The sequence below is a fragment of the Paraburkholderia elongata genome, assembly GCF_013177735.1.
Taxonomy (GTDB): domain Bacteria; phylum Pseudomonadota; class Gammaproteobacteria; order Burkholderiales; family Burkholderiaceae; genus Paraburkholderia; species Paraburkholderia elongata.
This window is the reverse complement of the sequence record NZ_WOEZ01000256.1, coordinates 1-1,069: the sequence shown is the minus strand read 5'-3', so window position 1 is coordinate 1,069 and position 1,069 is coordinate 1. Positions and strand designations below refer to the sequence as shown.

Annotated in this window: 2 protein-coding genes; one reads left to right on the top strand and one right to left on the bottom strand. The window is 60.4% G+C overall.

The genetic code is table 11. From position 1 onward, the window contains the following. Window positions 1-216, bottom strand: a 216-nt coding sequence (locus GNZ13_RS43335; protein ID WP_172176599.1) for a DUF4148 domain-containing protein, incomplete at its 3' end; no start/stop codon positions are given. A 147-nt stretch (window positions 217-363) separates the two neighbouring features. Here GNZ13_RS43335 and GNZ13_RS43330 point away from each other — a divergent pair. Then, window positions 364-1,069 (top strand): serine hydrolase (locus GNZ13_RS43330; RefSeq protein ID WP_172176597.1); only part of this gene is annotated, 706 nt, incomplete at its 3' end.

Genomic DNA, 1,069 nt, shown 5'->3' with positions numbered 1-1,069 from the left:
CGTGCCGTTCTGCGCAGCGACGCGCGCCTGCGCGGCGCGGATACCTTCCGGATAGTTGGGGTCACGGCGGACGGGATTGTAGCCGGCCTTTTCGAGTTGCGTCAGTTCTGCTTTCACCTGTTCCCGTGTGACAGTCGAACTGGATTGCTGAGCGAACGATACGGCCGGAGCGGCCAGAACCGAGACGGTAGCGACTGCATAGACCAATGATTTCATGATAGCTGACCTCCAAGGACGAAATCTGTCCTCCTTCGCACACTCATTCCTGCAGTGAGCAACTACAGTTTAGTTGTTAGGGACGATCCTGCACGTTGGACCCGTAATCACCTGTTCGCCTGATTGAAGTCCCAGGGTGTGATTGACATGAAGAAACTCGCCAGCGTGCTGCTTCTCGCCGCCGCACCGCTCGTGACGTCGGCCGGGACGCCGCTCCTCTATTCCCGCAGCGCGATCGCGTACGACGTCGGGCGCGGCGAAGTCCTGCTGGAAAAGAATCCTGACGAAGTTGAGCCCGTCGCTTCGCTCACCAAGCTGATGACGGCGATGGTCGTGCTGGACGAAGCGCAGGCATTGGGGGAAACACTGACCATCGACGATGCCGATATCGATCGGCTCAAGCATTCGGGCTCGCGTATGCCGGTCGGTGTTGCGCTCGAACGCGAGGAGATGCTGCGCCTTGCGCTGATGTCGTCCGAGAACCGCGCGGCCTCCGCGCTATCGCGCGCGTTTCCAGGCGGTCAGCCTGCCTTCATCCAGAAGATGAACGACAAGGCGCGCGCGCTGCACATGACCGATACGCACTTCGACGATCCGACGGGGCTCTCACCAGACAACCTCTCCACCGCGCGTGACGTCGTGAAATTGGCGGATGCCGCGTCCCACTATCCGTTGATCGGCGCATTCACGACACTTCCGCATTACGAGGAGGCGATCGGCAGCAGAACGAGGTTCTATCGGAACACCGACCCTATCGTCGATTGGCCGGATTGGGACGTTCAGCTCGCGAAGACCGGTTATACCGACGAGGCAGGACGCTGCATCGTGGTCGAAGCCAACATGCCGAATGGTC